Source organism: Methanobrevibacter sp., assembly GCF_045130115.1.
In the GTDB taxonomy this organism is placed as follows: domain Archaea; phylum Methanobacteriota; class Methanobacteria; order Methanobacteriales; family Methanobacteriaceae; genus Methanocatella.
Window position 1 is genome coordinate 20,913 of the sequence record NZ_JBGUPC010000012.1, and the last position, 26,796, is coordinate 47,708.

At 38.1% G+C, this 26,796-nt stretch carries 25 protein-coding genes; 10 read left to right on the forward strand and 15 right to left on the reverse strand.

Features of this window, described 5'->3' with window-relative positions; genetic code table 11:
• Entirely contained in the window at positions 1 to 663 is a 663-nt protein-coding gene (locus tag ACJMML_RS02435; RefSeq protein WP_405305807.1) for a TfuA-related McrA-glycine thioamidation protein, read from the forward strand.
• A 158-nt stretch (positions 664 to 821) separates the two neighbouring features.
• Here the strand turns inward: ACJMML_RS02435 and ACJMML_RS02440 are convergent, their stop codons facing one another.
• From ACJMML_RS02440 to ACJMML_RS02455, 4 genes are read right to left on the reverse strand one after another with little or no spacing between them, the layout of a single operon-like run.
• A complete protein-coding gene (locus ACJMML_RS02440) occupies positions 822 to 1,280 on the reverse strand; it encodes a hypothetical protein (RefSeq protein WP_405305808.1) in 459 nt (152 codons plus the stop codon).
• A 7-nt stretch (positions 1,281 to 1,287) separates the two neighbouring features.
• A complete protein-coding gene (locus ACJMML_RS02445; protein ID WP_303738740.1) occupies positions 1,288 to 2,133 on the reverse strand; it encodes a CBS domain-containing protein in 846 nt (281 codons plus the stop codon).
• Between the two features lie 36 nt (positions 2,134 to 2,169).
• Positions 2,170 to 2,592, reverse strand: a complete 423-nt coding sequence (locus ACJMML_RS02450) for a universal stress protein (protein ID WP_405305847.1) — start codon at positions 2,590 to 2,592, stop codon at positions 2,170 to 2,172.
• A 41-nt stretch (positions 2,593 to 2,633) separates the two neighbouring features.
• On the reverse strand, positions 2,634 to 3,788 hold the full coding sequence (locus ACJMML_RS02455; RefSeq protein WP_405305809.1) for an amidohydrolase family protein: 1,155 nt from the start codon (positions 3,786 to 3,788) through the stop codon (positions 2,634 to 2,636).
• A 124-nt stretch (positions 3,789 to 3,912) separates the two neighbouring features.
• On the opposite strand from ACJMML_RS02455, the gene ACJMML_RS02460 reads away from it, so the two are divergent.
• Positions 3,913 to 4,506, forward strand: coding sequence for a zinc ribbon domain-containing protein (locus tag ACJMML_RS02460; RefSeq protein WP_405305810.1), 594 nt, complete (start codon positions 3,913 to 3,915; stop codon positions 4,504 to 4,506).
• A gap of 18 nt (positions 4,507 to 4,524) precedes the next feature.
• Here the strand turns inward: ACJMML_RS02460 and carB are convergent, their stop codons facing one another.
• Positions 4,525 to 7,701 carry a carbamoyl-phosphate synthase large subunit gene (carB, locus tag ACJMML_RS02465; protein ID WP_405305811.1) on the reverse strand — a complete coding sequence of 1,059 codons (3,177 nt, stop codon included), beginning with the start codon at positions 7,699 to 7,701 and terminating at the stop codon, positions 4,525 to 4,527.
• Positions 7,702 to 7,716: 15 nt separating this feature from the next.
• On the reverse strand, positions 7,717 to 8,799 hold the full coding sequence (gene carA / locus ACJMML_RS02470; protein WP_405305812.1) for a glutamine-hydrolyzing carbamoyl-phosphate synthase small subunit: 1,083 nt from the start codon (positions 8,797 to 8,799) through the stop codon (positions 7,717 to 7,719).
• A gap of 168 nt (positions 8,800 to 8,967) precedes the next feature.
• Between carA and ACJMML_RS02475 the strand changes: the two genes are divergently transcribed.
• Complete coding sequence (locus tag ACJMML_RS02475; protein WP_405305813.1) at positions 8,968 to 10,488, forward strand: DEAD/DEAH box helicase; 1,521 nt, start codon at positions 8,968 to 8,970, stop codon at positions 10,486 to 10,488.
• Here the strand turns inward: ACJMML_RS02475 and ACJMML_RS02480 are convergent, their stop codons facing one another.
• A complete protein-coding gene (locus tag ACJMML_RS02480) occupies positions 10,489 to 11,262 on the reverse strand; it encodes a class I SAM-dependent methyltransferase (protein ID WP_405305814.1) in 774 nt (257 codons plus the stop codon).
• A gap of 82 nt (positions 11,263 to 11,344) precedes the next feature.
• Complete coding sequence (nadC, locus tag ACJMML_RS02485) at positions 11,345 to 12,169, reverse strand: carboxylating nicotinate-nucleotide diphosphorylase (RefSeq protein ID WP_405305815.1); 825 nt, start codon at positions 12,167 to 12,169, stop codon at positions 11,345 to 11,347.
• Positions 12,170 to 12,239: 70 nt separating this feature from the next.
• Between nadC and rnz the strand changes: the two genes are divergently transcribed.
• Genes rnz through nadA form a run of 3 tightly spaced genes read left to right on the forward strand, consistent with a single transcriptional unit; the run spans position 12,240 to position 14,807 of the window.
• A complete protein-coding gene (rnz, locus tag ACJMML_RS02490) occupies positions 12,240 to 13,151 on the forward strand; it encodes a ribonuclease Z (RefSeq protein ID WP_405305816.1) in 912 nt (303 codons plus the stop codon).
• Positions 13,148 to 13,900: a mechanosensitive ion channel family protein gene (locus ACJMML_RS02495; protein ID WP_405305817.1), complete on the forward strand. Its 753-nt coding sequence runs from the start codon at positions 13,148 to 13,150 to the stop codon at positions 13,898 to 13,900. The genes rnz and ACJMML_RS02495 overlap by 4 nt, the downstream gene beginning before the upstream one ends.
• The gene (gene nadA / locus ACJMML_RS02500) at positions 13,893 to 14,807 is read left to right on the forward strand and encodes a quinolinate synthase NadA (protein ID WP_405305818.1); all 915 of its coding nucleotides are present in this window, start codon (positions 13,893 to 13,895) and stop codon (positions 14,805 to 14,807) included. The genes ACJMML_RS02495 and nadA overlap by 8 nt, the downstream gene beginning before the upstream one ends.
• A gap of 18 nt (positions 14,808 to 14,825) precedes the next feature.
• Here the strand turns inward: nadA and ACJMML_RS02505 are convergent, their stop codons facing one another.
• The 3 genes from ACJMML_RS02505 to ACJMML_RS02515 all read right to left on the reverse strand — a co-directional run bounded on the left by ACJMML_RS02505 (position 14,826) and on the right by ACJMML_RS02515 (position 17,140).
• Positions 14,826 to 15,797 carry a hypothetical protein gene (locus tag ACJMML_RS02505; RefSeq protein WP_405305819.1) on the reverse strand — a complete coding sequence of 324 codons (972 nt, stop codon included), beginning with the start codon at positions 15,795 to 15,797 and terminating at the stop codon, positions 14,826 to 14,828.
• A gap of 127 nt (positions 15,798 to 15,924) precedes the next feature.
• A complete protein-coding gene (locus ACJMML_RS02510) occupies positions 15,925 to 16,200 on the reverse strand; it encodes a DUF5750 family protein (RefSeq protein ID WP_405305820.1) in 276 nt (91 codons plus the stop codon).
• The gene (locus ACJMML_RS02515) at positions 16,190 to 17,140 is read right to left on the reverse strand and encodes an alpha/beta fold hydrolase (protein WP_405305821.1); all 951 of its coding nucleotides are present in this window, start codon (positions 17,138 to 17,140) and stop codon (positions 16,190 to 16,192) included. Before ACJMML_RS02515 ends, ACJMML_RS02510 begins: the two co-directional genes overlap by 11 nt.
• Before the next feature lie 122 nt (positions 17,141 to 17,262).
• On the opposite strand from ACJMML_RS02515, the gene nucS reads away from it, so the two are divergent.
• A complete protein-coding gene (gene nucS / locus ACJMML_RS02520; protein ID WP_303738753.1) occupies positions 17,263 to 18,045 on the forward strand; it encodes an endonuclease NucS in 783 nt (260 codons plus the stop codon).
• On the opposite strand, the gene ACJMML_RS02525 is transcribed toward nucS, so the two are convergent.
• Positions 18,042 to 18,521, reverse strand: a complete 480-nt coding sequence (locus tag ACJMML_RS02525; protein ID WP_405305822.1) for a hypothetical protein — start codon at positions 18,519 to 18,521, stop codon at positions 18,042 to 18,044. The genes nucS and ACJMML_RS02525 overlap by 4 nt on opposite strands.
• Positions 18,522 to 18,590: 69 nt before the next feature.
• Between ACJMML_RS02525 and ACJMML_RS02530 the strand changes: the two genes are divergently transcribed.
• Both ACJMML_RS02530 and ACJMML_RS02535 read left to right on the forward strand, forming a co-directional pair.
• A complete protein-coding gene (locus ACJMML_RS02530) occupies positions 18,591 to 19,307 on the forward strand; it encodes a PsbP-related protein (protein ID WP_405305823.1) in 717 nt (238 codons plus the stop codon).
• A gap of 43 nt (positions 19,308 to 19,350) precedes the next feature.
• A complete protein-coding gene (locus ACJMML_RS02535; RefSeq protein ID WP_405305824.1) occupies positions 19,351 to 20,178 on the forward strand; it encodes a carbon-nitrogen hydrolase family protein in 828 nt (275 codons plus the stop codon).
• Here the strand turns inward: ACJMML_RS02535 and ACJMML_RS02540 are convergent, their stop codons facing one another.
• Together ACJMML_RS02540 and ACJMML_RS02545 are read right to left on the reverse strand one after the other, a co-directional pair.
• Entirely contained in the window at positions 20,179 to 21,024 is an 846-nt protein-coding gene (locus ACJMML_RS02540) for a HEAT repeat domain-containing protein (RefSeq protein WP_405305825.1), read from the reverse strand. It abuts the gene before it with no gap.
• Between the two features lie 90 nt (positions 21,025 to 21,114).
• Entirely contained in the window at positions 21,115 to 21,885 is a 771-nt protein-coding gene (locus ACJMML_RS02545; RefSeq protein WP_303738758.1) for an SDR family NAD(P)-dependent oxidoreductase, read from the reverse strand.
• A 276-nt stretch (positions 21,886 to 22,161) separates the two neighbouring features.
• Here ACJMML_RS02545 and ACJMML_RS02550 point away from each other — a divergent pair, with 276 nt between their 5' ends.
• The gene (locus ACJMML_RS02550) at positions 22,162 to 24,756 is read left to right on the forward strand and encodes an ATP-dependent helicase (protein WP_405305826.1); all 2,595 of its coding nucleotides are present in this window, start codon (positions 22,162 to 22,164) and stop codon (positions 24,754 to 24,756) included.
• A 23-nt stretch (positions 24,757 to 24,779) separates the two neighbouring features.
• Here the strand turns inward: ACJMML_RS02550 and ACJMML_RS02555 are convergent, their stop codons facing one another.
• Entirely contained in the window at positions 24,780 to 26,627 is a 1,848-nt protein-coding gene (locus tag ACJMML_RS02555; RefSeq protein WP_405305827.1) for a hypothetical protein, read from the reverse strand.
• Positions 26,628 to 26,796: the final 169 nt, after the last annotated feature.

The window sequence follows — 26,796 nt, forward strand, 5'->3', positions numbered from 1 at the left end:
ATGCTAAGGATAATAGTTTATACTGGCCTGTCACTTCCTTTTGATGAGGCGAAAGAAATTCTTGATTCAACAGATGAAGTTGAAGTAATATATAAAAGACCTATCCAGAGAGGAGATTTGGGCCAGGCCCTAAAAGAGCATCCGGACATCATCGCAATAATTGACGGAGTGTTCCACCAAAGCTCCGCAGTAGGACACAAGGAAATTCTCAATGCAATGAAGAGTGGAGTTAAGGTATATGGCGCTTCAAGCATGGGCGCCCTGAGAGCCTCAGAACTTGACACATTGGGAATGACCGGAGTAGGATATGTCTATACCCAGTATGCAACCGGCGAAGTCGACTCTGATGATGATGTGGCAGTGATGCTTGACGGCGAGACCCTCGAAGCCCTGTCCGTTCCGCTGATCAATATGAAATATGTTTTTACCAATGCTGTAGACGAAAGCATAATTACTGAAGATGAAAAGGACGAATTGTTGAAAATCACCAAAAAGACATTTTATCCTAAAAGAAACTATTCCCAAACATTAAGCGAATCCGATTTGGACGATGATAAAAAGGCGGAACTGATTGATTTTATCAGAACATCCCCCGACATTAAAAAGGAAGATGCAAAAGACTTGCTTAAGATAATCAAAAAAGAAATTGATGAAATTAATTAGTATCATCCACATTACAAAACTATTTTTAACATGAGTTTATTGAATGATTCATTAAAATGAAATGATGATAAATTAAAAATAACCTTATTGATAAAACATTGCTTTAGATTTATCAAAAAATAAGAATGCTTGAAGAAAAATAGTAAAGGAGAAATGAATTATTTTTCATTCATTTCACGATACTTTTTGAGAACAATATCCGGAGTTTCGATGACATGATCAAAACTAGTTGAAAATTCTTTAGACTCAAAATCGCTTTCGACTTTCCTGATTCCATTTAATGAAAATGAACATCCATCAATTTTAAATCCCACATCATCGGCAACAACAGAAATCACCTTGACTTCAATTTCAGATGCCTTTTCCAGCACCTGATTTGCCCTGACATCATATTTCAGGGTTAATGTCTTGTGTGGGAAAATCTCATTAATGGTTCTTTTGATGACTGAATCGAAAAGCTCTAAAAATTTTACAGCGGGAGGCATGTCATTAGCCCACCAATAAGTAATGACAGAGTTCAGTACAATTTTATGTTCGGAATAATCATCGTATAATCTTGCACGAACATCAACCGTACTCTCATCTGCTTTAATCACCAATACTGGACTAACAGCCATTATACCACTATTCTTTTTTAACCAAAGCCTTGATTAAATCACTAGCCCTTACAAGACCGACCAAATCTCCTTCAACACCAATTACAGGGATTTGCTCGATATTTAAGGATTTCATTTTTTTAGCACAGTCAGAAACTTTGGTTTTGGAATTTGCAACTTCAACATTGCTGACAGCAACATCAGCAACAGTCTTGTCGGCAAATTTCAAACTGTTTTTCTCAATGTATAAAACTGAAGTACTGTCCCATGACCATTTATCCCCTTCGGTTCCGACAGTGGAACTGTGTTCACTTCTTTCAGAGATAATTTCGATTTCAGAAATGAAATCGGTTTCAGTCAATATACCTGACAATTTAGCGTCGTCATCAAGTGCCAAGATTGATTTCAATCCGAATTGATTCATGGTTTCAAAAGCGACATTCAATGGAGCTTTTTCCCAGGTTGTCGGAACGGTAGTAATCATATAATTTTCAACAGCATCATGCACTTCAATTTTGGTTAATGCTTTAGACACCAAATCAAAGGAGGTGATGATACCAACTAATTCACCATCATCATTTATAACAGGAACTCTTCTAACATTATTTTCCATCATTACGCGAGCTGCATCAACTACATCATCGCCAGGTTTGACGGTGATTAACTCTCTGGTCATCAACATTGCAATTTGTTCTTCATCAGGATTATTAATTAAATCAGAACGAGTTACTAGTCCTACTAAAATATCAGTATCTTCTTTAACTACAGGAAGCACTGCTTTGTTTTCTTTTCTCATTAAGTCTAAAACTTTTTCCCTGTTTCCTGGAACGGAAACACTGACAACATTTTTAGACATTGTTCTTTTAACTAACATAAAAACACCTTTATAAAATACAATAATAAATATAATTTAATGGACAACAAGAACTGCGCATTTTGCTGAATTTACAACCTTATCTGCCACACTACCCATAATAAATCTATCGAAGCCGGATTTACCTGAACTACCCATTACAATCAGGTCAATATCTTCTTCTTGGGCAACCTCTAAAATAACTCTAGCAGGTGAGCCTTCCCTAATTATGTGAGTAATCTTTAAATCACTATCATTCAATTCATCAAATTCCTTGAGATTTTCTTCTGATCTTTCTTTTAAGATTTCGTTTAACTGGTATATCTCATCATCCAATGGAAGTCCGTTAACAAAATTATTTTCTGTGACACTCACAGCAACTATTTCGGCCCCACTAACCTTTGATAAGAATAACGCATGTTTTTCAGCTTTCTTTGCGAATTCTGAACCGTCTGTAGGAACCAATATCTTTTTATACATCATTAACATCTCCCATAATATATGGATTCATATCCATGATATTATACATTTATCTTTTTGTTAATGGTATATAATATATTTTTCGTTTCTACACGATTACATATATTAAGGTATGGATTTTTAGAAAAAGATTTTAAAACAATAAATTCGGCAAAATTATCCTCTGAAATCAATGATTTTTCGACTACAGTGTTGATTTCAAATCCGCATATGTTGGTTGTTGCCATTTTAACCAAGTCTTTAGGATTAATATAACTTCTATGATAAATGGACATTAGCTTTAGGGTAAATTCCAATTCCCTAAACATATTTGGCGAATTCAGCATCACATTGTCGCTTCCAAGCAAAGGCCTTATTCCTAACCCAAGCATCCTGTTTAACGGAGCCACACCAACGTTTAAGGTTGCATTTGCCCTTGGACAAACTACAACGTTCTGATTTGAACCGGCAACCAATTCCAAATCGTTCGCCTTTGGATTGGTCAGGTGAACCAGTTGACTGAAATTGCTGTTAACGCCTTTGGCGATTTCAGTTAGCTTATCATTGTTTAATGACTCGATTTGATTGGATTCTGATTCGGCCACATGAATTGATGAGATTTTGCCTTGCTTGCTGCATTCCTCTGAAATCAGACTGGCAACTTCCGGAGTGATTTCCCCAAATCCGCTCGGAGCGATTCCATCCGCAATCTTCAATAATTTTCGAATGGCTATTTTGACCCTGCCCAAATCGGGATCATCACCATAGAAACTGTCGTCACGGCCCAGAATTATCGGCTTGATTGGAAGATCCTTTGAAGCCTCCCTTAAAAGCTTGACTCCCTTGATTCCCCCTTCACGATAATCGATGAAGTGGGTTGTTCCCGAACTGATCATGTCCTGCATGGATTGCCTCATGGCGTTGACCAAATCCTCGTCTTCGGCATTTGACAAGGCAACGTGCTTGACGCCATTTGGAGGCTTGACCATTTCAGCCAGCGAAAGGCCATAACCCTCATCCCTAATTATGGAGTCCCCAATGTGAACATGACCGTTGATGAAGGACGGGCATACTATGGCACCATCAACATCTATGATTTTGCCCTCTTTTGCATCTTTTGCAATTTCAATGATTTTCCCATCGTCCACAACGACATTTTCGCGAACAGGAACCAAATCCTGGCCTTTCAATATAATTCCATTAGATACAGTAAACATTAAAGTAAAATCTAATTTTTTTTATTAAAGTATTTTTGTATTCAATAAATTTATTTAATTTGAAAAACAATAATATTAACTAGATATCGTGAAAATTCGATTATCTCTTTTTTAAACCATCAAGGTGATTTCTATTAACTCCCAGGAAATAAGATATTTTTACAGGAATATTGTAAAAACCGGCAATGTATATCGAGTCAAATACAATAATAAGGATTATGGAGAGTTCAGTAAATTATCTGATGCATTATATGAAAGGGATGCGCTGTTTTTTTGTAATTTCGATTATGACCTGCTTGTCGAATGCGACCTTGAAAACAAGTATGAAAACATGGAATTGCCCCCTTTTCCCGAAAAACGGCCAAAAGGCAGAATCAAAGGAACAAAATTCAATAAAAAGGAAAGGGAAGGAGAAATCCTTTTTGACCATAAAATAAGGAAATTCTACATTAAGAAAGGCGATGACATCATAGGCCATTACGACACAATGACTGAAGCGTTTTACTATAAAAAGATGCTGATGGACAACGATTGGGACATGAACGTGCTGAAATCACACATCACCGAAAGAATCGAGGTCAATGCAGTCATTGATCAAAGCAAAGAGTATAAGGTTCAACTCAACTTCTGTCCTAAGTGTAAAAGCAGGTTGAAAATCGGTGAAGAGGAATGTCCTTCATGTGGTATTAACATTAAGGATTATTTGTATAATAATTAAAAAAAGGATAGAGAATAATTATTCTCCATCAACATATTCGTTTAAAGATTTTACATTGAGTTCATTATTTTGCACAGCTTCAATAGCATTTAAAACTGCTCTTGCGCCTGCCAAAGTAGTTACGTAAGGTATACCTAACTCAATAGCTAAACGTCTGATGATATAACCATCCTTAGCGGATTGCTTACCTTCAGATGTGTTGATAATCAGGTCGATTTCCTTGTTCAGGATAGCGTCCCTGATGTTAGGTGATCCCTGTGACACTTTCAGGACTTTTTCAACTGAATCGAGGCCGGTTGCATCACCTGTACCTGCAGTTGCAACAATATCAAATCCTAAATTGGCAGCTTTTTCAGCAATAGGTCTGATTTTCTTCTTGTCGGCTTCCTTGACGCTGATAAAAATCTTACCTTCTTTAGGAAGTTCCATATTAGCTGAAAGCTGTGATTTGTAGAATGCCATTCCAAAGCTGTCATCAATACCTATGCTTTCACCGGTTGATTTCATTTCAGGTCCGAGCACTGTATCAGATTCAGGAAGTTTCAGGAATGGGAATACTGATTCTTTTACAGCCACGTGACCTATCTTGATTTCTTTTTCAAGTCCGAAGTCCCTTAATTTGGCGCCGTTCATAATCCATGTTGCAACTTTTGCCAATGGCACACCGATGGCTTTGCTTACAAACGGAACGGTCCTACTTGCACGAGGGTTTGCCTCAATGATGTAAACCATCTCTTCGTCAAGCTTTACAGCGTATTGGATGTTCATCAAACCTTTGACATCCAATTCCAAAGCAAGTTTGGTTGAGTGTTCACGGATTGTGTTCAGGATATGTTCAGGAATTGTCTGAGGAGGTATTACACATGCGGAATCTCCTGAGTGAACACCTGCTTCTTCAATGTGTTCCATGATTCCTGCAATGAATACGTCTTCTCCGTCACATAACAGGTCCACATCAAGCTCGATTGCATCTTCAAGGAACTTGTCCACAAGAATAGGGTGGTCTGGTGAGACTTTAACTGCCTCTTTCATATATTCCTCAAGCTCGTTCATATCATAAACGATTTCCATTGCCCTTCCGCCGATAACATATGACGGACGTACAAGGACTGGGAATGTGATTCTTTCTGCAATCTCTTTTGCCTCTTCGAATGAATTTGCTGTTCCGTATGGTGCCTGATGAATGTGAAGTTTTTCAAGGAGCTCTGCGAACAATTCTCTGTCTTCTACCCTGTCGATGCTGTCATATGGTGTTCCCCATATTTTAACGCCTGCATTTGCGAGCGGCACGGCAAGGTTGATTGAGGTTTGTCCTCCGAATTGCACGATGACTCCATCAGGTTTTTCCTGTTCGATTACTCCCATCACATCTTCAAAGGTTAACGGTTCAAAGAACAGCTTGTCTGAAATGTCATAATCGGTACTTACGGTTTCAGGGTTATTGTTGATCAGGATTGTTTCTATTCCCTCTTCTTTTAAAGCGAGGGAGGAGTGTACACAACAGTAATCGAATTCAATACCCTGTCCGATTCTGATTGGTCCTGCACCAAGAATTACAACCTTTTTCTTTGTGGTTGAAGTCAGTTCATTACCTTTATCATAGCTGCTGTAGTAATATGGAGTTTTAGCTTCGAATTCAGCAGCACAGGTATCTACCATCTTATAGGACTGTTTTATGTTGTATCTGGTAAGCAGGTTTTTGATATACTCTTCAGTCTGGCCTGACAATTCTGCCAAACGTTTGTTTGAGCATCCCATCTGTTTTGCTTTTCTTAAGTACTCTTCATCGTCCAGTTTTTCAGCGGTGACATCGTTTTCGAACTCCACGATATTTCTGATTTTGTATAGGAAGAAATTGTCGATTTTGGTGAGTTCACGGATCTTGTCGATATCCATTCCGTCCTTTATAACTGAATAGATCTGGAAGTAGATAAGGTCTGTTGGATGAGCAAGGTCTTCTTCGCTCCATTCGACATATTCGAATCCATCGAATCCCATGTCAAGTGACCTTAATGCTTTCTGGAATGCCTCTTCGAAGGTTCTTCCGATAGCCATGACCTCTCCGGTCGCCTTCATCTGAACTCCGACTTCACGGCTGATTCCTTTGAACTTGTCAAACGGCCATCTTGGGATTTTGATAACCACATAATCGATGGCAGGTTCGAATGATGCAGGAGTCTCCTTGGTGATGTCGTTTTTGATTTCATCCAAGGTCAATCCTAATGCAACTTTTGATGAGATTTTAGCGATTGGATAACCTGTTGCCTTTGATGCAAGTGCACTACTTCTTGATACCCTTGGGTTTACCTCGATTACTTTGTATTCGTCGGTTTCAGGGTTTAGCGCAAACTGAATGTTACATCCTCCACGGATTCCCAATGCTCTGATAATCTTGATTGATGCGTCACGCATTTTCTGAATGGTTTCATCACATAAACATTGGATAGGAGCAACTACGACACTGTCTCCTGTGTGGATTCCCATTGGGTCTATGTTTTCCATTGTACATACGATGATACAGGTGTCTTCCTTATCTCTCATAACTTCAAATTCGATTTCCTTCCATCCGAGAACGGATTCGTCGATAAGGACCTGGTTGATGAAACTCATATCCAAACCGTGATTTGCAATTTCAATAAGTTCCTCTTCGTTGTGGGCGATTCCTCCACCGGTTCCTCCTAATGTGAAGGCCGGCCTTACGATAACAGGATAACCGATATCCTCAACCGCTTCAAGAGCTGCCTCTACGCTTTCAACAGCGTGACATTTTGGAATTTGCTCTCCGATTTCTTCCATAAGGTTTGCGAATAAGTCACGGTCCTCTACATCCTTGATTGTTTGAACGTCGGAACCTATTACCTTAATTCCATCAAGTAATCCTAAATCTCCGAGTCCTGTTGCAATATTCAATCCGGTCTGTCCGCCCATGGTTGGTAAAATAGCATCAATTTCCTCTTCTTCAATAATTTTTGCAACGACTTCAGGAGTCAACGGCTCGGTATAGACAGTATCGGCCATTCCTAAGTCAGTTTGGATTGTAGCAGGATTACTGTTAACGAGTACTGTTTCAATACCTTCTTCTCTTAGTGATTTACATGCTTGTGAACCTGAATAATCGAATTCTGCTGCTTGTCCGATTTGAATAGGTCCAGATCCAATAATTAATACTTTTTTAATATCTTTATCAACTGGCATTTGTAATCCCTCTAATTAATAATCATCCATCATTTGGTTAAATTCATCAAAAATGTGTCTTGTATCGTTTGGACCAGGTCCTGCTTCAGGATGGTACTGTATACAATGTAACGGTAACTCCTTATGGGAAATACCTTCCGGAGTTCCATCATTCAAGTTAATCTGAGTCAATACTAAATCGGTTTCCTTTAGAGATTCCTTGTCAATTGTGAAACCGTGGTTCTGCGATGTGATGAATACTTTTCCGGTGTTTAGGTCTTTTACCGGCTGGTTTTCACCACGGTGACCGAATTTCATCTTATATGACCTTGCACCGAATGATTTGGCAATCAGTTGCTGACCCATACAGATACCGAATATTGGCAATCTGTTTGATAGCTTTTTCATGGTTTCGATAGTTTCGGACACTCTGTCAGGGTTTCCAGGTCCGGAAGTAATCATGAGTCCGGATGGAGAGTAATCCAAGACGGTCTTGTAGTCAGTGTCATAAGGGAACAGTATGACTCCGATGTCACGTTCCAAAAATGAGTTTATGATATTCTTTTTAACACCACAGTCAATCAGAGCGACTTTCCTATCGGCATCCTCATTGAATATCTTGATTTCCTTAGTGGAAACTAAAGGCACAACGTCCATGTCTTCAATGCTTGGCTGTGCTTTTGCCATTTCCAGGAGTTTGTCATCATCGATGTCTTCAGTTGTGATTGCAGCTTTAAGTGAACCTCTTTCTCTGATTTTAAGTGTCAAATCACGAGTGTCGATTCCGCTGATTCCAGGAGTTTCAAACTCTTTTAAAAATTCGTCCAATGTTTTTTGAGGTCCGAAGTTTGAAAGCTCACGGCAAACTTCACGACAAACAAATCCTTCAACCTGAATACTGTCAGATTGGTACCACTCTTCACTTACCCCATGATTACCTTCAAGCGGGTAAGTGGACATTAAAATTTCTCCTCTAAAAGACGGATCAGTCAATGATTCGGTGTAACCGCCCATACCAGTGGAAAAAACGAGTTCTCCTAATTTGGTGGTTTCATAACCGAATGCTTCACCTTTTAAAATAGTTCCATCTTCCAAAGCCAATTTAGCTATTTTTACCATTAAATCACCATAATAAAATATAAAAATTTACTATCTTTATTATATTTTATTTTAGATTATTATTAAACTTTGTTTTTTAGTGAGGAAATCCTCATTTTTTGAAAAAATAATTCAAATTTAAAAATTCAATTTTGAAAATTTATTAATTAAAATGACCAAAATAAGACCATGGACAGGGAATCTGAAAAGTTAATCAAAAATCAGATGAAAAATCCGAATGACTTCAAGAAATTCAAAAAAATGATTGGAGAAACCAAAGCTTACGACGTTCCAAAGTCATTCACCGGAGAGCTGAGACCATACCAGAAAATTGGATATTCCTGGCTTGTTTCCAATGCCAGATATAAGTTCGGATGCATATTGGCAGATGACATGGGGCTCGGTAAAACGGTCCAGGTCTTAACCGCAATACTCCATTTCAAGGAGACAAATCCTCTGGACAGCGAACCGTCACTGATTATTGTCCCTCCGACACTGATATCAAACTGGGAAAATGAAATTAAAAAGTTCACCCCCGAACTGTCTTATTATGTCTATCACGGATCAAACAGGACATTTCCGTTTGAGGAATATGACATCATGCTGACCTCCTATGGAGTCATAAGGCTTGATTTGGACATGTTTTTAGACAAGACATGGTTCATGTGCGTCATTGATGAAGCTCAAAACATCAAAAATCCGAATACACAGCAGACAAAGGCCATCAAGAATGTCAAGGCAAAAACAAAGATTGCCCTTACAGGTACTCCAATAGAAAACAAATTGACAGATTACTGGTCCATATTTGATTTTGTAAACAAGGGATACCTCTCATCACTGGACAGTTTCAAGGCCAATTACGTGATGAGAATCGAGAGGCTGGAAGAGACAAAAACATTGGAAAAGTTCCGGACAATAACAAAACCATTTGTCATGAGGCGTCTCAAGACCGATGACAACATCAAGGACGAGCTTCCGGACAAGATTGTCAATGACATCTACTGCAGCCTGACAAACAAACAGATTAAACTGTACAATGCAATAATGGACGGCATCTTCGAGGATCTGGAAGGAAAGACCGGCATTGAAAGACGTGGAATTATTCTAAACATCATAACCGGACTCAAACAGGCATGCAATCATCCGGCACAGTTTCTGCGTTCGGACAATCCGAAGATTTCAGAATCAGGAAAGATGGAGCTGCTGATAACAATCCTAGAAAACATTCTGGATATGGATGAAAAGGTAATAATCTTTACCCAATATGCTCAAATGGGCAAAATAATACAGAAACTGGTCTCCAAAAAGCTGAAAACCGAAGTGCTATTTTTACACGGTTCCCTCTCACAGCAGAAAAGGACAGAAGTGATTGAGAATTTCCAGGAGAATAAGGACTGTAAGATTCTGGTTGCCACACTCAAGACAGGGGGCGTTGGTCTTAACCTGACAGCCGCACAGAACGTCATCCATTATGACTTATGGTGGAATCCTGCAATCGAGAATCAGGCAACAGACCGTGTGCACAGGATTGGTCAGAAAAGCGATGTGATGGTGTACAGGTTCATCACAAAGGGAACCCTTGAAGAAGTGATTGACGAGATGAGCAAAAACAAGTTGAATCTTGCTGAAAAGGCCATAAGCAGCGATGAAACATTCATCACCGAAATGAGTGATGAGGAATTAAAGGAAAAGTTATCATTAAGATTATAGTTATTTCTTTCCGGACTTTAATTTATTCGCAAATTTCACAACTTTTCTGTTTTTAAATGCATTAATTTCTTTTTTCAATCGTTTATTCTCTTTTTTTAATTTATTATTTTGGTTGAATAGATTATTATATGCATTTGCATCTTTTTTAGGGACTTTATTAACTTCAGCAACATATTCCTTAACTTTCCTTAATTTCAAAAGCAGAATGGCGGGCCTGAACTCTTCATTATCAAAATCATAAAAGGTAGGATCATCCAGATTATCCCTAAAGCCTGTTTTGTAAACTGTTTCATAGACCCTTTCCTCAACTACATCACAGACATCCAAGAACTTATCTTTCAAATCCAAATCAATTGTTATGGGTTCGTTGACTGTTGGTTCGTGGTTAACATCCACAATTATGCCGCAAATGCCGCCAATTTTTAAAACACGCTTTATCTCAGATATGGTTTCATCCAAATCGTCGACATGGTCAAGTGAATTGATGGAAAATACAAAATCAAATATCTCATCCGGAAATGGCATATCTTCACTGTATCCCCTAACATATTGCATTTTATGGAATAATGTTCCGCCATTGAGCTTATAATATTCATTGACCAATGGATCAAGACCTATCCTTAAGCCTGCCATATCTGCCCATTCCAAACTTCCCCTAGGACCGCAGCCGATATCCAATATCGCCTTGTCTTCATATTCTTCAGGACTTATTTTAAAATCGGAGATATAAAAAGTTTCATAGGAAGAATTATGCAACGTCCCTTCTTTTTTCACATTTCCTGCCCAAAATTTTAACTCGTTTATATGTTTAATGTCGGAACCCTTCATATAAATCAAATTTAAATAATTAGGTAAGTTATTCTATTCTTAAACTGAAATTAAGGCTTCTTGACGAATGGGTCAGAGCGCCGATTGAAATGATGTCAACCCCATATTCAACATAATCCAGGATATTTTCCTTGGTAATTCCTCCTGAAACTTCAATCAGGGAGTTTTGACGGATGTTTAATCTAATTAACTCATCGATAACTTCCTTGACCTCCTCGCCAGACATGTTGTCAAGCATTACAATATCCGCACCATTTTCAACGCATGCGATTGCATCATCCAATGTTTCAACCTCTATTTCGATTTTTTTGGAAAAGCTTGTGTTTTCCTTGGCCTTCAACAACGCATCCAAAGGAGACCCGCAAACCGCTATATGATTGTCCTTTATCAGAACCATGTCATCCAGGCTAAAGCGATGTGCATCAGCGCCTCCGACAGTTAAGGCATACTTATCAAATTTTGCTATTGCAGGAGATGTTTTACGGGTTCCTGCAATTATTACTCCATAATCCTTAACCAAATTGACGTATTCATGTGCGGCACTGGCCACACCACTCATTCTCATGAGCAGATTCAGTGCGGTTCTTTCAAGAAGCAAGATTGTTCTTGCATCTCCCCTAAATGATATAAGCAAATCATTTTTAGAAATCCTAACCCCTTCCTTTAAGCAAAGGGTAATTTCAACACCATATTCTTCAAACAATTCACGAATAACATCAATTCCAGCCAGAATGCCTTCATCCTTTGATACGATAGATGCATTTACAATCTTATCCTTTTCGACAACTGCATTTGAAGTAATGTCTCCAAAGCCCTCATCCTCAGCTAGCATATATTCAATAATCTTATCCAAAAAATCACCTAAAATTTAATATAATTATGAATATATAATTAATTCTATATTAATATTGAAGTGATATATTATGGAAGTGACATTTTTAGGAACCTCATCAGCGGTCCATTCGAAAGACCGCAATCATCCGTCAATTGCAGCCAAGGCGTTTGGAGACGTATTCTTATTCGATTGCGGTGAAGGGACACAGAGACAAATATTGTTTACCAATGTAAGCCCCATGAAAATATCAAAGATATTCATCACACATTTTCATGGAGACCATATTTTGGGCCTTCCGGGATTGCTTCAATCAATGAGCCTGAATGGAAGAGAATCAAAATTAACCGTTTACGGTCCGAGAGGCTTGAATAAAATAAAAGATGCAATTTACAGCTTTGGATACTGTGCAATCGAGTATCCTGTCGAATTTATTGAAATCGGCACAGGAATCATAGAAGAAACTGACGAATATGTCATAAAAGCGCAAAGCGTAAGACACAATGTTCCGTCATTGGCCTATTCAATTGAAGAAAAGAAAAAACCACGGTTTTTACGTGAAAAAGCCATTGAACTTGGAGTTCCTGTTGGCCCTGCTTTTGGAAAGCTGCACAATGGTGAAGAGGTTGAAATTGATGGCAAAATCATAAAGCCAGAACAAGTCCTTGGCCCTCCTCGAAAAGGAATTAAGCTAACATATTCCGGCGACACACGTCCCTGTGAAGAGATGATCATGTTTGCAAAAGACAGCACATTGCTCATTCATGAGTCAACTTTCATACAAAAAGAAGCGCAGAATGCGGAAGACTATGGGCATTCCACTTCCCAGGATGCCGCTTTTGTTGCCCGTGAATCAAACAGCGAAAAATTGATAATCACCCACATCAGCACAAGATATGGGGAAGAATACGCTCAGATAATGTTGAAGGAAGCTCAGGAAATCTTTGAAAATACCGAATTGGCAAGAGATTATCTGGAAGAAAATCTTCGAGGCAAATCATGAATATTCCACAAATAGACAATCCCCCAATGACCCTAATTTATATTCTACTCATCATTATTGCAGCATCAATGCTTACACGCATTATTGCCTTTCTAATGAACAAAATGAGCAGATTTGAAAAGGACATGACTATAATCTATCTCATAAGAGACATCATCAATTACGTAATCTATTTCATTGCACTGATGGTGATTCTGCAGTTTTTCGGAATCAATCTGACCGGAACCCTATTGAGTTTGGGTATAGTAGGTATTGCCGTGAGTTTTGCTGCAAAAGACATCATTTCAAACCTGTTTTCCGGAATCATACTAATTTTGGGCAAAAGCATAAAAGTTGGGGACACCCTTGAAATCCACGGCAAAAAGGGCGTTGTTGAGAGGGTAACCCTCCGATCCACAATCATTGTCGATGATTTTGGAGTTAAAGACCATATTCCCAACTCAACATTGACAAATGACGCCTATCTGCAGTATAAAGCTCCGGAAAAATATAGAGTGGATATAGAGACGGGACTGGCATTGGATGTTGATGTTGTCGAGTTTAAATCCTACATTACCAAAAAGATTTTAGAATATGATGAAATCTCAAAGGAACCTGAACCCGAGGTCTATGCCAAAGAGATATCTTTTAAACAAAGTAAAGTGAAAGTGTCATTTTGGGTAAAAGATTATAATAGTAAAGATAAATATAAATTAATAGTCACTAACGAAATAAGGAAATATGTTGAAAAGGGTGGAAAATATGAGTAACTCACTTCAAGAAGAAATCTTAAAATTAAAAGAAGAGAAAAATGCAATAATTCTTGCACACAACTACCAACCAAAGGAAGTTCAGGAAATTGCCGATTTTTTAGGAGATTCACTGGAATTGTGTATAAAAGCTTCTGAAATAGATGACAAGGATCTGGTAATATTCTGCGGAGTCGACTTTATGGCAGAAACCGCTTTTATCCTGAATCCGGATAAAAAGATCATCATCCCAACACTTGAGGCCGAATGTCCTATGGCACATATGCTTCCTGAAGAGGAACTGCTAAAGGCGAAGGAAGAGCATCCTGATGCAGGAGTCATTCTTTACGTCAACAGTATTGCTGAGGCAAAACAGCACGCAGACACATTATGTACCTCCGCAAATGCCGTTAAGATTGCCGAAAGCCTGCCACATGACAAGATATTGTTCGGACCGGACAAAAACCTGGGAACCTATGTTGCAGAAAGAACAGACAAGGAAATCATTCCGGTTCCAAAAGACGGTCATTGCTATGTACACAGGCTGTTCCATGTTGAAGATGTTGAGCTTAAAAGAAAAGAATATCCTAACGCTGAGATAATCTGCCACCCAGAATGTAAGATTGAAGTTCAAAAAGCGTGTGACGAAGTGATGTCAACCGGAGGAATGTTAAGACACATTGCAGCAAGCGACAAGGAGGAATTTGTTATCGGAACTGAAATCGACATGATTACAAGAATAAACTCAGAGGTTCCGGGCAAAAAATTATATCCTATGCTCGAAGGGGCAATCTGTGAAACAATGAAGCTCCATACACTTGAAAAAATCAGGGATGCACTTGTCAATGAAGCTCCGGAAGTTACATTGCCTAGCGATGTTGCTGACAAATCCAGAAAAGCTGTTGAACACATGTTAAATGCTAGCTAGACTAGCTTTAACACCTTATTATTTAAATTGACTTAAAAAGGCAATAACATCTTCACCAACAGGATCATAATCTTTTTCTTCAAAGTAATAATTCTCTTTTTTATCCTCTTGTTTTATGACAATTGAATTTGGAACCAATTCTTCAAATGGCAACATATCCAATTCAAAATTGAAATAGTTATCATTGGTTCCAACGAACAATGATTTGGCCTTAATATTGCCCAGTTTATCCACCACATCATATTCCATAGAACATTCATTTCTGAATTTGAAATCATAGATGTCCCGGAAGATGCATTCATCATTGAAATCCTCAAATATTGCAGTAATTTCATCATTGTTTAAATTATTAAATATTTTTTTAGAGGAAGAATGTGCAAAAAGAAGCGCATTGATTGCAATCAGATTCTTAGTTTTTGAAATGCTATACCCCTCGGTATAATAATCCTCAGTTGAATCTATGATAAGTTCTAAAACTTTTGAAATGATAAATCTGTATCCTGAAACCTTAGCGGCAGAATTTACAATAAAAATGAATTCCATTTCATCAGGAAACTCACATGCCCATGATAAAACTATATAACCTCCAATACCCTCTCCAACCAGGCCTAAAATTTTTCTTATTTTATATTTTTCCACCAAAAACTGTCTAATAAAATTTATTCCATCAATATAAGTATATCTTGGAAATTCATAATTTAAACCGGTGGATGAAGGAGAACATGACCCTGGAGTTCCTAACGGACTAATTACAATAAAATAGAACTCATCAGTAAAATTACCATTATCCATTATATATTGATGAGATTCTCTTAAAAAGGAATAGATTCCATTGAAAGTGGAAAAAAACAGGACTGCATTTGTAATAAATCCCTCTTCATCATATTTTGGAGTGCCGAATGTCTTATATTCGACTTCAACATTTTCAAGCACCCTGCCATACTCAAATTCAAATGAGTCCATTACATGAAAATTACTTTCAAGATACATTTAAAAAAAACCTCTTTTCAATAAATAGGTAGTAACTGAAAACATATAAATTTTTTTAAAAAAAGTTTGGGAAAAATTGATGAAAAATTAAATACATTCAGATTTTAATGTAAAAGTATAAAATATATTACATATCTTCCAAAAAACTTGACAGGAAGACATTCATTTCAATCTCTTCACGGGCAATGAAATCATCCAATCTGATTTTTGCAACATCACTTTGGAAGGGATACAATTCATCACTGAAATGCATTGTCAATGTCAAAACATCATCATTTACGACAACATCCTCATCCAAATTGGCCTTCAGGTAATCCAGCTGGCTTTCGGACAATCCTGAAACGGAATATCTGATGAATTTCCCATCGTCGCCATCACCATAATCTGAAATGCTAACAATCATCAAACCCCTCCATAAATTCTTTCAAGTCATCGGAAATTGTTTCAAGCTCGTTGAAACACAGATGCCCCAATTCGGAATCCATTATAATCAGCCGTGAATTTTCAATCATCTGAGACATTGGAATGCCATCCAATTCAGGAGGAAAATGAGGGTCCTGTTTGCATGAGATGATTAAAACCTCAGAAGTAATCTTGTCCAAATCGTCCTCGACATCAAAGTTCATGCAGGATTCATTGCAGTATTTCAAATCGTAAATGTCTGTTTCAAGCATCTCATTTCCGAATGTTTCAAATTCAAAGGCCAGCTCCTCATTGGACATTGCCCTTAATGCTTCCTTGGAAAGTCCAAAATTAAATTCGGCAAGATTCGCCAATCTCAAAGTCCTGATCAATGAATAGGTCATTTCGCCGCTTGCATAATCCGGATCGGATGTTATGATTTCATCCACGAATTTTGAAAGGATATAATCATGACCTGCAACCTTATAGCTGCTTACGCCACAGATGATGAATTCCTGAAATTCAGGATAGAGAATAGCCTGTGTCAGACCGATGAAGCCTCCCATCGAATTGCCGATCAGTCCCAAAACATGTCTTATGCCAAACTTTTCAGCCAAAAACTGCCTTTGAAAATTGACCACATCAACAAGGGAATATTTTGGAAACTTATTCTTCAAATCGGTTGTCGAAGGAGAGCAAGACCCAGGAGAGCCCAATGCAGACATGCTTACAAAAAAGTACTTTTCACCATCAAACGCATCACCCTTTTCGGTCAATGGCAAAATCTTATTTATTCCGGCAAATGTTCCAAGAGATCCGGAACAATAAAGGATTGCATTATTTATAGCTCCATCTTCATCATATTTTGGAGTTCCAAAGGTCATATACTCAACAACAGCATCATCAATCACATCACCATTTTCAAATTCGAACGAATCCATGGTAAAATACTCTTTTTTTTCTTCAAAATATTCATCATCGTAAATGGAAATTCCTCCCCTGAACTATAATAATTGATTTTGAAAACAAATTATTTAAATTAATCTAGACAATGTAAATTGTGATGAAATATAAAATTTTAGAAAAACCGAATTGCGAAGATGCATATGACCTAATTGAGGAGGCTCTCAGAAAAAGGGCAACAATACTTATTTTTGCATGCTGCAAGGTAAACTATGAGGGACGGGCCCTGAGCGAATTGAACTGGGGAGAACGCATCATAATGATTAAACCTGACGGAGCCTTTTTAATCCATCAGGAAAAAAAGGTGGAACCTGTAAACTGGCAGCCCCCAAAATCACGAACCAGAGCATACATCAAAAACGATAACCTGTTTTTAGAAAGCCATAGAAGAACCCCAAAAGAGCTTTTGACCGTTGAAATAAAACAGATTCAGTTCATCAACTATGCAAATGTTGAGGACTTTGAGGAGCTTGAACAGGCCGGATATGAAAAGGACATGAGCGACATGATAATGGAAAAGCCACATATAATTGAGGAAGGATTCAAGCCGACCACAAGAGAGTACAGTGTCGAACATGGATTCATTGACATTTTAGGAAAGGACAGCGACAACAATTTGATGATTCTGGAACTGAAAGCAAGAAAAGCAGGAGTGACTGCTGTAAAGCAGCTTAGACGCTACATTCAGGATATGGAAAATACCGACAACGATTATTTAAGGGAAGTTGAAGCTGAAAAGAAAAAGATAAGAGGTTTGCTTGTTGCGCCTTCAATCATGGATGACGCATTGGAGATGATTGAAGAGGAAGGCATAGAATTTGTATCAGTCGAACCTCCCCGTGAGTTAAAAAGAGACAAAAAAGTAACTCTGGATTTCTTTTAATCCAGGGCATCTTCAATTCTTTTTAGTTCGGATTCATAGAATTTCTGAGTGAATTCATTAGCCGGAATTGAAGTGGTTACATGACAGTCCTTTTCCAATTTGTAAATGAGATACTCATCGCTTTGAAGAGGAATAGTCCCATCATCACCTAAAATCTCAAGACCCTCCAATTCGGACAGGATATTTTGATATTCTGTTTCTTCCAGTGCAATGGCATCCTCCAATTCCATCTCCTGAACCTTAGGATTCAATTGCATTGCAATGGCTACAAATCCATTGACTGTTTTATCTGAAATAGAAAATTTTGTATTCCTGATTTCATCCATAGAAAACTTGATATGGTCAATTGTGTTTTTTGTAACAGGTATTTCTCTGGATAGGCCAATCTGGTTAATTTCATAATGGTTTTCCCATTCACCAATTTTATATACCGCATAATTTATATCATCAAGATTAATAATTTCTTCATCTGCCATACTATCACATTAATTAAATAGTTTTTTATATTATAAAAATTAAATGTAAAATCTAATGGAGGTAAATCTGTGAAAAAATGTCCTGAATGTGGAAATCCTAGTTATGATGGTGCTCCTATTTGTGGAAATTGCGGTTATACATTTCCCAAACCAAAAGTTGCACCACCTAAAAGAGAGGATATTTTCCAAGAAAAACCAAGATTAGAGAAAAAAACCGATGACAATAAAGGCATTCTTACTATTCTTAAAGAAAAGAAATTAGTTATTGGAATCATTTTAATAATAACATTAATTGTTATCTGTGGAATTGTTCTTATGGGATCCCATAGTAATGATAATGCTGGAAACTCTAATCCTGTAATTCAGTCAAATGATTTGGTTGAATACAAGGAAGGAGATTTTTCATTTAAATATCCAAACACTTGGGAAAAAGTGAATGGAAGCGATGAAGAACATCCTGATGCCGTTTTCTTCCAAAATGAGGAAAATGTGACCATAGAGTATTACAACATTACTAGCAGTGCTAATTCCCTAAAAGACATAACTCAACAAAGAATCTCACACGCCCAAGAAGGCGGAGATTATGTCGAACTTGTTGAAACAATAACATTAGATGGTAGAAACTCTTCAAATATGCTATTAGAAAATGCTGATGGAGATTACACCAGATACGTATCAATGTTTAGTGATGGAAAATTATATGTTTTCAAAGTAACCGGATCTTCTGAAAAATCAATTACTTCTGAAGATATTGAAAATGCTATAAAAACCGCAGATATCGCTTAAGTATGATTCAATTCATACTTTTTTTTCTATTTTTTGTGTTAAAATGACTAAAATCAAACTTGCCCTTTGTCAGATGAATGTAATTGATGATAAATCTGCCAATATCAAAAAAGCAAGCTCAATGATAGTTGATAGTGCAGATAACGATGCTGATTTTATTGTTTTGCCGGAAATGTTCAACTGTCCTTATTCAAATGATAAATTCATTGAATATGGTGAAGAGGAACAGGACAGTCAGACTTTAAACACCATTTCTCAGCTGGCCAAGGAAAATGATGTTTATATCCTAGCAGGATCGATTCCCGAAAGGGATGGAGGCAAACTGTACAATACCAGTTACCTGTTTGATAAAGACGGCACAATTATTGCAAAACACAGGAAAATGCATCTTTTTGACATTGACGTTAAAGATAAAATCACTTTTAAGGAATCTGATGTGCTTACCGCCGGCGACGAGTTTACGATTGCAGATACTGACTTTGGAAAAATTGGCATGGGAATATGCTATGACGTTCGCTTTGTTGAACTTGCAAGGATAATGGCTGAAAAAGGCGCATCAATCTTATTTTATCCGGGAGCATTCAACCAGACAACAGGTCCTGCACACTGGGAACTGCTGTTCCGCTCAAGAGCGCTGGACAACCAGGTCTTCTGCGTCGGCGTTGCACCGGCATTGAATATGGATGCGAGCTATCACAGCTACGGACATTCAATAGTCACAAATCCCTGGGGAGAAGTCATTGCCCAAGCAGATGAAAAAGAGAAATTGATTATCTGCGAAATTGATTTAAGTGCAATAAAAAAAGTAAGAGAAGAGCTTCCCGTTTTAAAAAATAAAAGGAAAGACCTCTACGAAGTTGTTCAAAAATAGCTATTTCAATTTAGCCAATCTTTTTTCGAAGTAGTCGACTTTTTTGGTGCCGTCAAATACTTCAATTGCTGTTTCTATGACCCTGACTTCGTTGTCATAGTCATCAGCTTTTCTGTATAAAATACATAATCTTTTATATGGCGCATCCTTAGCCTGTTTTGCTTCGACGTAACGTTCATATTCCTTGATAGCCTTTTGAGGATTGGTTTTTTCCATTTCCTTAATTGTGCTCATAGGAATTACTTTTACAACCGCTTCACCAGATGCTTTTGCCTTTTGCCTTTTTTGAGCTTTCTTAATGGCCTTATTGCATGACTTTTTGAAGTCCTTATCTTCTTCAGCCTTTCTTGCATCTTTAATCAATTTAATTGATTCATCACTTGCAAGGTCACCCAATGCCTGAATGGCAGCAAGCCTGACTCCCCAATCTTCATCCTCCAAACATTTTGCAATTGAATCAAGTTCATCTTCAGCCTGAAGCTCACCTAAGGCACGAACTGCAACCTTTCTAACTCCGAAATCCTCATCGGAAGTTGCCTCAACAAAATAAGGAATGACTTTTTTATCTTCAGTTTCTTTAAGTGCAAATGCTAAAAAACGTTTGTCTTTACCTTCGGCATTTGTAAATTCTTCAATTAATTTATCGACAGCCACATCACCCATGCTGCCTAAAATTTCAGCCGCTTTGAATCTTACTTGCGCATTATCATCAGTAGTAGCTTTGATTAAGGGTTCAATAGCTTCTTCATCAGTGACTCCGACCAATGATTCGATAGCTTCTTTTCTGACCTTAACATCTTCGTCGGATAAATTGTTAATTGCTTCTTCAAAACTTAAATTTGACATAGTTATAATTAGATTTTAGAAATATATAATCTTTAAGAAAAAAATGTTTTTAAAAAAAAATAGAAAAAAATAAGAGAAAAAATCTCTTATCTAAATAGCTGTCCAACCACCGTCGATACAGATCAATTGACCTGTACAGAAACTGGATGCGTCAGATGCTAAGTAAATTGCAATACCGTCTAATTCACCAGGTTTACCTAAACGGCCTGCTGGACAATATGCTGCAATAAGGTCCATGAATCCAGGTAATTCAATGGAGTCTACAGTCAATTCGGTTTCGAATACTGCAGGACCAATAGCGTTTACGGTAATGTTGTATTTAGCCCATTCTACAGCTAAGTTTTTGGTTAAGTTCATTACTCCACCTTTAGCGGAGGAGTATGCACTAATACCTCCACCAGGGAAGATAACTCTTGAGTGGATTGAACCGATGTTGATGATTTTACCATATTCTTGTTCAATCATGATTTCTCCAACAGCTTTACACATGTAGTAGACACCGCTTAAGTCGATGTGAATGTGTCTTTCCCATTCTTCGTTGGATTGGTCAGTAACCATTTTGTTGTTACCCATACCTGCTGCGTTAACTAAGATGTCGATTCTTCCGTAAGCATCCATGACTTTTGCAACAGCTGCGGTGATACTGTCGTAATCACCTACGTCACATACAGCATACATTACTTCGGTTCCGAATTCTTTTTCGATTTCAGCAACGTTCTCTAATAATCTTTCTTCTCTTCTAGCGAATAATGCTAATTTTGCACCTTGGCTTGCGTATGCTTGAGCAATTTGCCAACCAAGACCTGATGAAGCTCCAGTAATGACTGCAACTTTGTCTTTAATATCGAAATAGTTTTTCATTTTTAATCACCTTAGTCCTAAGACTATGTATAAATATTTAAAAAATAAACTATTTAACTATTTTTATTTGAATTGTTGAGTAATATTCAATAAATCAAATTGAACAAATAAACAAATTTAAACAAATGATAAAATTAATGAATAAACTGGTTAATAAACACATGTTATGTTTTTTTGACTGTACAAAAATATTTACAAAATGTATAACAAAAATATATTCACATAAATCAAACAGTTATGTCAAGCACAAAAATATTATTCAAGAGATGAGACAAAATGATTGAAGAGCAGAAAAAAAGCTATTCCAAAAAGGAAATTTTCAAGACACTCCATCCATGGGTCAGGAAATGGTTCGACTCCCAATTTGAAGATTTCACCCCCGCTCAGAAAAAATCAATCATTGACATCCACAAGGGAAACAATATCCTCATCTCATCACCGACAGGTTCCGGTAAAACACTGACCGCATTCCTATCAGTCATCAGCGAACTGACCGCACTGGCCGAAAAGGACAAGCTGGAAGACAAGGTCTACTGCATCTACATCTCACCCCTAAAGGCCCTTGACAATGACATTGAAAAGAACCTGGATGAACCCCTTGACGGAGTGGAAAAGATAGCTGGCAAAAGCTTGGGAATCAGAAAGGCCGTCAGAACCGGTGACACCACACAATACCAAAGGCAGAAGATGCTTAAAAAGCCGCCACACATTCTAATAACAACCCCTGAAACCTTGTCAATCCTATTGGTGGCTCCGAAGTTCAGGGAAAAGCTGAGCCATGTGAAATATGTAATCATTGATGAGATACATTCGCTGGCCGAAAACAAAAGGGGAGTTCATTTAAGCCTGTCCCTGGAAAGGCTGCAGCATCTAATCGGACAATATACAAGAATAGGGCTTTCAGCAACAGTCAGTCCACTTGAAGAAGTTGCCCGCTTTCTGGTTGGCTATGAATATGGTGCCGAAAGGAACTGCAAGATAGTCAATGTGAACTACCTAAAGGAACTGGACATGGAGGTCATGTGTCCGGTAAGCGACATCGTGCTTGCAGATGAAGAGGATACGCGTTTGGGAATGTATGACTTGCTTGATGATTTGATACAGGAAAACAAGACAACACTGATATTTACGAATACAAGAAGCGGAACTGAAAGATTTGTCTACAACCTGAAGAAAATGTATCCGATGCATTACAATAACGAAAACATAATGGCCCACCACTCATCGCTTTCAAAGGAAGTTCGCCTGAAAACCGAAAACAAGCTGAAGGAAGGAAAGCTCAAGGCAGTCGTCTCATCAACATCCCTGGAACTGGGAATAGATATAGGATACATTGACCTGGTTGTTTTAATCAACTCTCCGAAATCAGTTGCAAGAGCATTGCAGAGAATAGGAAGAAGCGGACACAGGTTGCATGAAAAATCCAAGGGAAGAATCATAGTGACCGACCGTGATGATTTGGTGGAATGCTCAGTTCTGCTTAAAAATGCCAAGGAAGGAAAAATCGACAAGATAACAATACCGACAAATTGTCTGGACGTCCTTGCACAGCACATCTACGGAATGAGTATTGAAAATCCATGGGACATCAACTATGCATATGATGTGATACGAAAGAGCTACTGCTATAAGGACCTTACAAGAGACGATTACGAAGATGTTTTAAGCTATCTCGGAGGAGAATACGAAGAGCTTGAAGAAAGGTATGTATATGCCAAAATCTGGATTGACTATAATGAAAATACCTTCGGAAAGCGTGGAAAACTGGCAAGAATGCTTTATTCAACAAACATCGGAACAATACCTGATTCATCAGGAGTGCTTGTCAAATGCGACGGCGAAACCGTCGGAAAGATCGAAGAGTCATTTATGGAAAGGCTGAAAAAGGGCGACACCTTCGTACTGGGAGGGCGAACATACAGATTCAACTACGGCAAGGGAATGACAATCAACGTGACCCCCGCAAGCGGACCACCAACTATCCCTTCATGGTTTTCACAGCAGCTTCCATTATCCTTTGACCTTGCAATGGACATACAGAAATTCAGATCTTTCATGGAAGCCAGATTCGAGTACAGGCGAAGTAAAGAGGAAATAATGAAATTCATCTATGATTACCTCTATGTTGATGACTTTGCAGCCAATTCAATCTATGAATACTTCGTTGAGCAGTACAAGTATGCCAAAATTCCTTCAAACCGCTGCCTTCTCATAGAATACTATAAAGGTTTTGGAGGAAGAAAATTCGTGATATTCCATTCCCTCTTCGGCCGCAAGGTCAATGACGCGCTTTCACGTGCAGTGGCCTACGTGGTTGCCCAACGATACAACACAAATGTCACCATATCCATATCGGACAACGGATTTTATCTAAGTTCAGACGGTACAATAGGAGGTTTGGAATCATTCAGGGAACTGAACCCCGAAAACTTTGAACAGATTTTGACAAACTCCCTCAATAAGACCGAAACATTGGCTTCACGATTCAGACATTGTGCCGGAAGGTCATTGATGACATTGAGAAGATATAAAGGAGAATCAAAGTCAGTCGGCCGCCAGCAGGTGCGCGGAAAAATACTGCTTAAGTATGTGCAGGACATGGATGACAATTTTTCAATATTAAAGGAAGCCAGAAGAGAGGCCATGGAAGACTACATGGACATTAAAAATGCACTGAAAGTTATAAACATGATTGATTCAGGAGAGATGGAAATAAAGACAATCAATACAGTAATTCCAAGCCCATTTGCATTCAATCTGGTTTCACAGGGATACCTTGATGTATTGAATCAGAATGACCGTGGAGAATTTACAAAAAGAATGCATCAGGCAATACTGGAGCAAATCAAAGATAAATTAAAAGAATTATAAATAAAAAAAGAAGGTAAAGGGAATCATCTGATTCTTATTACACTTTTCTTGGAAAGAATAACATTTTTATTGCCAGACATTACCTTTACATTATGTTTACCATAGCTGAGTTTTTTAGTGTTGAACTTGGCCACACCCTTTTTATTGGTTTTGACCGTGTATTTCTTGTATTTCTTGCCGGTGTATATCTTCAATTTAAGTTTGATACCGCTCATTGGCTTTTTAGTGCTTTTATGTTTGAGGGCAACCTTGAAATATTTGGATTTTTTGTATTTGAACTTGACCTTAGGGGCCTTCACAATGGCTTTTGTCTTTTTGACCTTGAGAGTTGTTGTTGTGAGGACTCCCGGAACCTTGACGTATCTTTCATCACCAGGATCCTCTCCCGGAATGCAAAATGCCTCATAAACTGTTATCTTGTATGTGCCGGCATTCAATTTGGATGCCTTTATTGTTGCTATCCCTTTGGAGTTGGTAGTAATTGGGAGGGAATATGTTTTCTTGGATGATTTTGCAACGGCAAGAAGCAGAATCCTTACAGCAGGCTTACCTGATAGTGTGACGACCTTGATTTGTAAGGTCTTTCCTGAGTAGTATGTTGTAACCAGCTTTTTTGAAGTCGCCTTGAGAAGAGTGATTGCATTCATATTATTGTCAAGTGCCTTGTTTTTGAATGTTTTTGAATTGTCGAGTGTAATTTTTGGGGATTTGACTGCCGCTTCACCGTTGGAAGTGAAATTGCATTGGGTTATCCTGAGCAATCCCGGCTCATAGTCGTCTTCACCTATTGCATTGTCGGCGAATATCGCTCCCGCAAAGTTTGCTGTGTTTTTGTCGAATGAACAATTTGTGACATCAACATCATTTGCATAAATTGCTCCACCTTTACCTCCGTTGTATCCTGCTGAGTTGCTCCTGAATGTACATCCTATTGCATTGACGGCACCTGCAGATACTGCGCCTCCACAATACTCAGACAGTCCTGAAAAGCTTTTGAGGTAATTGGACTCGAAAATTGTGTTTACCATGTTGAGCCTATTTCCATAAATCGCCCCACCGGCGTTAGCGTAATTTCCCTTAAAGAAGCAATCTGTAATATTTGCACTTCCTTCAACCTTTATTGCTCCTGCATACCTTTGAGCATGGTTATTGATGAAACTGCAGTTTACAATCTCAAGATTATATGCACAAATCGCTCCTCCATAAGAATCGGGTCCTTTTACATTTTTTCCAGGTTCTGCAACATAGTTGTTTGTGAAGTTGGAGTTTGTAATCTTGCACAATCCAAAAGTGAATGCCTCAATGGCAGCCCCATTCCAGTCCTTGTAATTGTCTTTGAAACTACATCCATCGATATTCACTTTGACTAGAACCTTTTCAACATATCCATCCGAATCGGCGAATATTGCACCATCTTTTGCATTTATGAATGTTATGTTGTTAAAGTTTACTGTGACCTTCTTGGTAATGTGAAAGATTCCTGAAAGCTTTTTGGCATCAAGTGTAGCGCCGTTGACACCGTTGAAGGTCAATGACTTTTTAACAGCAATTGTCTTGCCTGAACTTGTGTATGTGCCATCAAGTTCTATCACATCGTTTCCATTTGCTTTGTCTACTGCAGTTTGGATATCAGCGAATGTGTTGCCTGACGGCTTGACTGTGGCGGTTAATTCCACATCATCACTCGCCTGTGTGAAACTTGCCCCATCATCTGAAGCAGACAAATCATCACTACTTTCCACCTCTAATGAACTGTCCAAATTGTTATCGGAGGCATCATATAAGTCAGAAGCTTCTGAAGCAGAAGCAAAACCTATAGTGAGCATCACCAGGACAAACATTGAAACTAAAAATCGCTTGTATTTTAACATTATTTTTCATCCCTTGAAATATCAAATTAACCGGATATATAACTATTGTACTTAAGAATATATAATACCGTAATATAATCCATACATTGATTTTGTTTACACGACCCCCTGTTTTAAACATCAATAGTTTCAATACCATTCAAATTACATACCAATCCAAAAAATCAGT